Genomic DNA, 9625 nt, shown 5'->3' with positions numbered 1-9625 from the left:
ATACGGACTGATGGGCCATAGTCCACGGCCATCTGTTTTGCCAAAGCTACAAGAGCAGCCTTAGAGGCACAATAGGCAGGATGATTGGGGAAGGATTTGTAGGCGGCTATTGAGGCATTTACCACAACTGATGCTGTAGGCATTTTTATCATTTCAGGAAGGGCATATTTGAGCAAAAAGAAGACAGCATCCACATTGGTGCGGAAAGTCCTGTCCCAAGTTTCAGGTTCTAATGATGTCACTGAAGAAAGCCCCAACATTCCGGCATTTGTGACTACTCCGTCAAGACTACCAAAATTGGTTATGGCCAGATCAACCAATTGCTTGTTGTATTCGATTTCGCCGACATCACCCGATAAAAATTTTACAGAGTGCCCTTTATCCAGCAATTCAGCCACCAAAGCATCACCTCTTTCTTGATCCCTTCCGCTCATAATGAGATTGGCGCCTTCTTTGGCAAATTCATAGGCTATGGCCTTTCCCATCCCACTAGTGGCCCCGGTAATGATAAATGTTCGGTTATGGAGTTTCATGATTATTTTTTTATGTGATTAGCCGCAATGATACAAGTAAATCTGAAAACCCAATGGATAATTTATCAAACGCTAAATTACAGTTTACTTCCGTCTCCCGTCTTCGGTCTTCTAGCCATTTTTAGAGAAAACGTCCCCAAATTGCATATAGACGGATATTCATTATTTCTTATATTAAAAAGTCCCGTACTTTTTTTTCAATAGATTTCTTTACCTTTTTCCATGTTTGCCCTTTGAGACTGACGGGATCCTCACTTTCTTCTGCATCTCCAAAATAAATCAATGCCTGAGGAACAGATATAAGAAGATTTTGCCTGTGATACTTCTCTTGGTGAAACCGGATAAAATCAGCAACTGAATAGTGTTGGAGCAATTCGAAAATATCCCAAAAATCTTTTTTTTTGCCTCTGCCCAAGATAGCCTGAACTTTCATAGCTATAATGTCTTCAGTGGAAAAAAATCTAATTCCTTCGATCTCCTGAATGGGTTTAATCATAGGGAATGGGTGTTTCACTAAATCTACTTTGATCTCATTGATATAACAAAATATACCAAATTGTGGAGGTTTCTGTTCCGTCTGAAAACTCTCTCCAAAGACTTTCTGCAAGGATTCAGTAACTATATCATTTTGAAAAGGCTGATTCGAGAATAAATCCAAATCTTCGGAAATCCTATGCCCATACATTAATGACAAAGCTGTGCCTCCGACCAAGTAAAAATCTTTCAATTCGGGGATAGCTTGAAGTTTCTCTAATAAGGAAAAAGTTCCGGGTTCGACTGTCTCAATTTGTAACATCTGAATTCAGTGATAGGTTTATCAATAACTGCTGCTGCTAGATACATCCTTGTCTCGGGTAAGAATTTGGCATTAAGCAAAACCCCGGAAATTTTCTCGTCTCCATAATACCTTCTGCAATTCCGTATATCGGGTACATCTCCCCGCTCAAAAACCCGCTCAATCACAAAATTGGCTTTGGTATCATAGTCAAGTTTTGCAAAATCCACATCCCAAAAAATCCTCTTTGCAAAAACCGGCTTTTCCTTTTTTTCCATATCCTTTCAATTTCAATTCCAAGTTACAAAGACCTGACCAATCCGTTAATCTTTTGGTCATAATTTTATATTGGAATCAAGTTATTGAAATCTTTTATATATACATTGTTTGCAATGTTGCCAGTAACCAGTTCTATCAAAAGGACATAAGGTTAAATACTTCAATGCCCGTCGCATCGGTCATCGGTCATCCTTCCCATTTGAACAAAGATTGAACTTTATTGGCAAGAAAGGGGATATTCATCCTTTTATACATCAAAAATATTTAGGCTATTTAAAATCCTTCAATTGTACATCCATTTTTCCCTGGCTTCTGATAAAGACCCTGATGTCCTCCTCCGTGCTATATATTCCTTCCACATCCAAACTGGGATTCAACACTTTAAAATTGGCAAAATCAGTTTCTAAATACCCCTGATTGGCCATTTCACTTCGCGCATTGTCCAACAATCCGCCAATAGGCAATACGGCTATTTTCTTGATCTGTTTTTGGATTTTGCCCTTTCGGAGTCTGATGCCCAGATTGGAAAAGAAGTCTCCGGTATTCACATCAAATTGGGGCTCTTCAAATATCAGCGACTCAGATTCCCGGTCAAATACCGGATTCCCTGCAAAAAACATTTTCCCCTCCACATCTTTTTTCCCGTCTCTTACTGCTTTGAAATCCATGCTCAAGAGGGTTTTATCCCCGTATTTTTGGGTTGTCAGATTTGAAGGCCAAATCACTGTAGTTCTGTTTGAGCGGATTTGCTGACCGGAAAAAGTAGCATTGAGATATTCATCCAGGTCCTTGTATGGGATGGTCAAGGGTAGAACCAGGTCAATCTGATTTTCCTTGCTTTCATTCACAGTGATATCCGGCAGTTCTTTTTGGTCAATGATTGGTTTTGAACCTAATTTAGAAAACATTTCCCCTTCCAAACCCAAATACAGGATAAGCTCTTGGTCAAGGGTGATTTCTTCTTTGACCTTTATCTTGTCCGGTACCGAATAAAAATGCGCTGTAATCCCGTTCTGAACTACCGTGTAGGGTTCAGAAAATGCATCCCATGTCTCTTGTGCTATATGCTTAAAGTCAAGCTTGTTCAGATTTGCTGCCGAAAGTTGGTTGTCCAATACCTTCTGCAATTGACCTTTTACCAGGGGATCCAGGTCAATTTCAAAACCCAAAAGGTTGTATTTCATGGATTTTCCCGAGTTGTTGATCTGAAGGTTTTTTAAATTCAGGTCCCAATTGTTGCCTATTTCAGGTGTAAAGCTGATTTCCGGAATCAGGTTTTCATTGAAAGGGAAATTTGTCGACAGGTTTTGCCCAAACACCTTTTTTTCAATTTTCAGGTCACCAATGATATTCATGGGCACCTTGACATTGATAGTATTATTTTCTGAACCTCTCAATGTTATCTTTCCGGTTCTTGTGACATTCAGATCTGCAAATAAACCACTTCCCAAAGGAATCCCTTTGTCAGCAAACAATTTGCTGCTCCAATCTTGGTTCAAATTGTCCCCTAGGTAAGAAAGCGGAATGATGATCGGTATGTTGACCGTAGACCGGGAACTGGGCAATTCTTCCAAAGAAGCAGCGGGAGGCCTATCCGGCATGATACTTTTGCAGGAGGCGTTAATGAAAAGTGCTAATATGATCAAGAGTTTGATATTTTCGGATTTCATAAATCAATGGTTGTTTTTTCAATTGCCACTTAAACAAAGAAACATTAAGCTGCCTTTCAATTGCAAGAAATGTACCCTAAATCAGGGAAAGAAGGATTCCAAATGGCAATATTACAGGAAAGGAACTATTTTAGGGTCAAAATTATTGATGGACTGATCTGGATTAAGAAAAATTAAGAGTATGGATTGGAAAAGAATTGAAAATGTCGGACAACTTGAAGATCTGAAGAAACAAAGTCAGGATAAGCCTGTGCTGATATTTAAACATTCGAGCAGGTGTTCCATCAGTAATATGGCATTTGACAGGTTGAACCGAAATTGGAAGGATACCGATTTTGATAAGGTTTCTCCCTATTTTTTGGATCTGATCAGCTTCCGTGATATATCCGATCAAATCGCCCGGGAATTCGGTGTTTACCATCAGTCCCCCCAAGTCATCCTGATCAAAAATGGTCAAGCAGTCTATGACAACAGCCACATGGGGATCAGTTATGGGGAGATTATGGGTAAGGTTGAAGGGTGAGGGGGTGAAGGATGAAGACCTGTTATCCGAAGCCTGTGGCTTTGGATTTTTGGGTTTTGAGCCTCTGGCTCAAATTGATTGGAGTTAAAAACTGCGGACTCAGTGATCCGAAGGTACAACCTTCGGATAACGTTATCCGAAGCCTGTGGCTTTGGATTTTTGAGTTCTGAGCCTCTGGCTCAAATTGATTGGAGTTAAAAACTCTACACTCAGTGGTCCGAAGGCACAACCTTCGGACAACGGGGAGGAAACTTACTCCTTATTTTTAACATGCGCCAGAATACCCATGACGATCAATAGTTGGGCAAGGACGTATGTACCCATGACCAGGACACCTGATTCGGGGAATGACCTGAAAAACATATTGATGGCCAGGATGCCATCAGAAATCAAAAACAACATTGCTCCTATAAATACCTGCCAAAAACTGGCGGGTATTGTTTTTTGATACCTTTCGCGGGCTGTTGATGCCATCATGACGATCACTATAAGGTAAATGACCACAGGTACTTTCATGACGCCCAATCCCGGATGGATCAGAAAATAGACATAGGCCGCAAGGATATAAATGGGAAGGTTTACAAAAAACAAACGGATAAAATTTACTTTTCCGATGGCAAAGGGATTGGTTTGACTGATTTTGAATCCGATGATATAGCAGATATGGGCCATCAGGAATGCACCAAGCCCGTAAAGGAATAAATTGGGGAAGAGGAGGAGTACATCACCCAACCAGGAGAATATCAATGCGGCACTGATACTTTTTCTCAGGAGTGTCCCTTTTATATCAATGCTGCTGAAATAGAAATAAATCCATAAGGTGATGAGAATAAATGGTTTGGTATAAATTCTGTACTCAGATTCTCCGTTAGCAGTGAAAAAAATATCCAACATACTGACAAACAAAAATAAATAAAGCCAAAGTATGTATTTCTTTTTCATTGATTGACATTTTTTTGTTTCTAAATATAGACAGTTTATATACTTATTGAGGCGTTTTTTATACAAAAACCCTGCATAACATTATGGTAAAGATTTCTTAACACAATCAGGTTTACACAAACTTAATTTTTTGATAAGAACAAATTACACGCATTTACACCGTTTAAAATGCAAAAAACAGGATAAAAATAATATTTCCTCCTTTTTTCAATGTTAAGAAATTGTTAAGTAACCTTGTGAATAAATGTTAAAACTTAACAATTACAAAAATAAAAACTAGGATTACCCGGCTACATTTGTAGCGGAAAACAAAAGCTGAATTTCTAACACACAATCAATTTACTATTAAAAACAAAAATTATGAGGCAATTATTACTTAAAAGTCTTTTTGCAGTATTTGTGCTTGTCGTTACGACAGGAATGGTTTATTCGCAAGGAGTAACGACTTCCAGTATGCAGGGGGTTGTTAGAGATGTTTCTGGAGAATCCCTTCCAGGAGCTAATATAGTAGCAGTTCACACACCTTCAGGAACAAGATATGGAGCTGTATCTAACATGGATGGTCGATTTGTATTACCAAATATTAGAGTAGGCGGTCCATATACTGTAACAATTACCTATGTTGGTTTTGAAGATAACGTTACTGAAAATATCAATCTTGCACTAGGTCAAAACTACAACATCAATGCAGAAATGTCTGATGCTATGGATTTGGACATGGTAGAGGTTGTAAATACCAGAATGGGTATTTTTGATGCTGACAGAACTGGCGCTTCATTGAATCTCGGTAGCGAAAGAATCAATTCCCTTCCAACAATAAATAGAAGCATTAATGATTTCACCAGATTAACTCCTCAATCTAATGGAAATTCTTTTGCTGGTACATCATCAAGGTTCAATAATTTCACAATTGATGGTAATATTTACAACAATAACTTCGGACTTGGTTCTGGACAGTTTGCGGGTGGAAACCCTGTATCATTGGATGCGATTGAAGAAATTCAGGTAAACCTAGCTCCATATGACGTACGTCAGGGTGGATTTACCGGTGCAGGTGTGAATGCAATCACCAAATCAGGTGACAACACCTTCAGAGGATCTGCTTATTATTTCATAAGAAATGATCAGATGCAGGGTACAAAAATCGGTGAAAATTTTGTACCCCAAAACGACGCAAGAAATGAAATAATGGGCTTTAGGTTGGGTGGTCCAATCATTAAAGACAGATTATTCTTCTTTGTCAACTATGAGACTGAAACTGAATTAAGACCTTCTATTTTGAGAAGAGCTGCAAGGGATGGAGAAACTCCTGATGGACAATTTATTTCAAGAGTGCCACTTTCTCAAGCAAATTTTGTTAGAGATAGAATTAACAGTATATATAGCTATGATCCTGGGGCTCCAGATTCGTATCCTTTTAATTCTGAACAGACCAGGTTGAATGTAAGGTTGGATTTCAACATCGACCAAAGCAATAAATTGATTGTCCGTTATAATGATTACTCTGCGTTTACCGATGTTCCTACTAATGGAAACTCTATCCGATATATTCAAACTAGATATAGGAATACCGATAGAACAGGAGTAGAAGCTATAAACTTCAGAAACGCCAATTATACCAACGATAGAAGAGTTAGGTCCATTGTAGCAGAATTAAATAGTAAGATAGGCCAAAATATGTCAAACCAATTGAACATTGGATATACTGCCATCACAGATCCGAAACGAGGTGTACCAGGTGGTCAAGAATTCCCGTTAGTAGAGGTAGTTGAACCAGATGAATCAGGTAACCCACTATATTACATGACATTGGGTAATGAGTTGTTTACAGTAGGAAACTTGTTGGAAAACAATATTCTTAACATTACCAACAACTTCTCTATTTTCAAAGGCAAGCACACCTATACAATCGGTGGAAACTTTGAATACATGACTTTTGACAATGCCTTTAACCCGGTATTTAATGGTTTCTACAGATATATCGGATATGACAAATTTGTAGACGGTGTGATAAACAGAAATCCAAATGTGTATCCAGATGCGTTTGCTAAAGGATTTGCTTTGGATGGTTCTACTACCCCCCCAACTGATGAAACTAGATTTGGTCAACTAGGTTTCTACCTTCAGGATGAATATCAAGTTAATTCTCGATTGAAAGTTACCGGAGGTCTGAGAGTAGATCTTCCTTTCTACCCAATAGAAATTCCACAAAATGAATTGTTGAATAATTTGAACAAGACATTTACTGGTCCAGATGGTAACACTTTCTCTCCTGATATTTCTACATTCCCTAAAGTCAATCCATTGTTCTCCCCTAGAGTTGGTGTCAACTGGGATGTAAAAGGTGACAGATCTACTGTAATTAGAGGTGGTACTGGTGTATTTTCAGGACGAATACCATTTGTATGGTTGTCTAACCAAGTTAATGGTTCAGGTGTAATTAGAGGAGGTTATGGATTGGAGGGTCAAGAAGTAATAGATGCAGGAATCACATTCAATCCTGATGTTACCGCCTATAATCCGGAAAATCCAGGTCAGACCCTTTCCAATGAGCTTAATTTAACTGATAGAAACTTTAAGTTACCTCAAGTTTGGAGAACCAATATAGGGGTTGACAAACAATTGCCATTTGGAATCATCGGAGCTTTTGATTTTATCTTTTCAAAAGATGTATCTACTCCAATTGCTAATAACTTAGTATTGAGAGAGCCAGAAGGTACTTTAAATGGTCCTGACGAAAGACCTTATTGGATAAATCAACCGGGCCTGGCTGGTTATTCTAATGACCCTGACTTTAGAAATGCATTTTTATTGACTAATGCAGATCGAAGAGCAGATTATGTATCTGCAACAATAAGTTTAGAAAAATCCTTCTCAGGAGGATTTTATTCCAGTGTAGCTTATACAATTTCTAGAGCTAGGGATTTGGATGCCGCAGGTGGTTCTCAGGCTATATCGTTATGGCCTTCCACGGTTCAAATAGACAGAAATAATCCTGAAATTAGCTTTGCAGGACACGATCAACCTCAGAGGTTGATTGCAAACTTGGGTTACAATACCAAAAACACGACTATTTCGCTATTCTACGAAGGTGGAAATGCGGGTAGATTTAGTTACACTTATGCCGGTAACTTTGGAGATGCTTCTGATAGATTGATTTATGTACCAAATTCTGCATCAGAATTGAATTTCCAACAATATACATTGAACGAGGTGATTTACACACCCCAATTACAAGCTCAAATATTTGATCAATACATAGATCAAGATCCTTACTTAAGTACTAAGCGAGGACAATTGGCTGAAAGAAATGGTGGATTGAGACCTTGGGTACATACTTTTGATTTGAGCTTTATTCAACGGTTGTATGTCACTAAGGATGATAAAAACAGGTTGGAATTCAGATTAGATTTTATGAACGTTGGAAACTTGTTGAATTCTGAATGGGGAGTTCCTCTGGTAGAATGGCAAAGCAATCCTTTAAACTATAGAGGGTTAAATGCTAACAATGAGCCAATCTACCGAATCACTACCAACCCCGGCACAACTGATATCATTAATGAAACTTTCAGACTTTCAAACAGTATTAACAATGTTTGGAGAATGCAGGTTGGTATCAGATATTCTTTCAATTAATATAGAATTTCGAATTGAATTTAAGCCCCCAAGAAATTGAGGGCTTTTTTTATGGTATTTTGGTACCGTCCAACTATCTTTCTTTTTCAAAAAGCAGAATGTAATATGCCCATCTTTTCCTGTTTTCCTCTTTGGGACACCCAAATCAAAAAATATTGAAAAGTCTGACCAGATACCTTTGCTCGTCATTGGTAATAATGGTTTTATTGATTGTTTTGTCTGAGCCTATTACCTTGACCTGTATGCTGAATATTGTTTTGGCTATATCAATGGCCTTCTCGGCACTGATGCTTGCCTTTTTATCATATAACTGGCGCTCAAGTTCTTTATATACCTTATAAGCGGCAAAGGATAGGCAGATATGTGCTTCTATCCTTCTTTGTTTCCTATGGAAAATAGGCCTGATCCTTAAATCGTGCTTGGAAATTCTGAACGCTTTTTCGATTTTCCAGAGCTGTCGGTAGTTCTCTATGACATCTTCTTTTGATAGGGCCAGATCATTGGTCTGGAACCCTTTTAATCCGTCCCATTTGGCATCTTCCTCAAATTTCTCCCTGTCAATGGATATATCCATTTTGCCCTCCATCTTCAAATATTTGTTGTAGCCTCTTTTGTTGATGTTTGATTTTGTGAGTTTGCCCGATTCAATCTGCTTTTCCAGTCTTTTGAGCCCCCTTTCCCTGTTGAAAAAATCCTTTTTGGCCCTTTTGTCAGAATAGTTGATAATCAGGGCAGTGCCTTTGTCTTTCCAGATCACCTTACTTTCCCCGTTTTTCAAATTGAGTGAGCATATCTCTTGCGTAACCTTGGCGGGCTGGTTTTTGATCCTTGCACCCAAAATGTATTTGTAACCCTTTTCTTCCAGATCTGCTATGTTTTTATTGCTGATCAGGCCCGAATCGGCCACGATGGTGAGACTTTCAAACTTATATCTTTCCCTGAACGCATCAATGATCGGCAGCATGGTGTCACCTTCATATTTGTTGCCTTCAAATATATCATATGACAACGGATAGCCGCCCACGCTTACCAAAAGGCCCAGTACTATCTGGGGATGTTGGTGCTTCCCGTCCTTTGAAAAGCCCGTCTTGCGCAGGGTATCTTCCTTTTCTATTTCAAAATACAGTGTTGTCACATCATAGAACACCATCCTGATACCGCCCTCCAAAATGCCCAGGGTATGATCGTAACTTATCTGTTGGACCTTTTCCTTCTGGGTGTTGTAGAGTTTGTCCATATAGCGGTAAACAGCCTCTACATCGATGCT

At 38.8% G+C, this 9625-nt stretch carries 8 protein-coding genes; 2 read left to right on the top strand and 6 right to left on the bottom strand.

Features of this window, described 5'->3' with window-relative positions:
- From ACEW8O_RS07635 to ACEW8O_RS07620, 4 genes are all read right to left on the bottom strand, one after another.
- On the bottom strand, positions 1 to 533 hold a 533-nt coding region (locus tag ACEW8O_RS07635), incomplete at its 3' end, for an SDR family NAD(P)-dependent oxidoreductase (protein WP_373494028.1).
- Positions 534 to 702: 169 nt separating this feature from the next.
- Positions 703 to 1329, bottom strand: coding sequence for a nucleotidyl transferase AbiEii/AbiGii toxin family protein (locus ACEW8O_RS07630; protein WP_373494027.1), 627 nt, complete (start codon positions 1327 to 1329; stop codon positions 703 to 705).
- A complete protein-coding gene (locus ACEW8O_RS07625; protein WP_373494026.1) occupies positions 1284 to 1586 on the bottom strand; it encodes a DUF6922 domain-containing protein in 303 nt (100 codons plus the stop codon). The genes ACEW8O_RS07630 and ACEW8O_RS07625 overlap by 46 nt, the downstream gene beginning before the upstream one ends.
- 270 nt (positions 1587 to 1856) lie before the next feature.
- On the bottom strand, positions 1857 to 3257 hold the full coding sequence (locus ACEW8O_RS07620) for a DUF4403 family protein (protein ID WP_373494025.1): 1401 nt from the start codon (positions 3255 to 3257) through the stop codon (positions 1857 to 1859).
- 181 nt (positions 3258 to 3438) lie between these two features.
- Here ACEW8O_RS07620 and ytxJ point away from each other — a divergent pair, with 181 nt between their 5' ends.
- Positions 3439 to 3780 (top strand): bacillithiol system redox-active protein YtxJ, encoded by a 342-nt coding sequence (gene ytxJ / locus ACEW8O_RS07615; protein ID WP_373494024.1) that lies wholly within the window; start codon positions 3439 to 3441, stop codon positions 3778 to 3780.
- Positions 3781 to 4032: 252 nt separating this feature from the next.
- Here ytxJ and ACEW8O_RS07610 read toward each other — a convergent pair whose 3' ends face one another.
- Entirely contained in the window at positions 4033 to 4722 is a 690-nt protein-coding gene (locus ACEW8O_RS07610; protein ID WP_373494023.1) for a lysoplasmalogenase, read from the bottom strand.
- Positions 4723 to 5082: 360 nt separating this feature from the next.
- Here ACEW8O_RS07610 and ACEW8O_RS07605 point away from each other — a divergent pair, with 360 nt between their 5' ends.
- Positions 5083 to 8358: a TonB-dependent receptor domain-containing protein gene (locus ACEW8O_RS07605; protein ID WP_373494022.1), complete on the top strand. Its 3276-nt coding sequence runs from the start codon at positions 5083 to 5085 to the stop codon at positions 8356 to 8358.
- Between the two features lie 145 nt (positions 8359 to 8503).
- Here the strand turns inward: ACEW8O_RS07605 and ACEW8O_RS07600 are convergent.
- A partial coding sequence (locus ACEW8O_RS07600) for an IS1634 family transposase (protein ID WP_373494021.1) occupies positions 8504 to 9625 on the bottom strand: 1122 nt, incomplete at its 5' end.

It is taken from the genome of Aquiflexum sp. (genome assembly GCF_041749095.1).
GTDB lineage: Bacteria > Bacteroidota > Bacteroidia > Cytophagales > Cyclobacteriaceae > Aquiflexum.
Note: the sequence above shows the minus strand (reverse complement) of the source record. Positions and strands in the feature narration are given on the sequence as shown.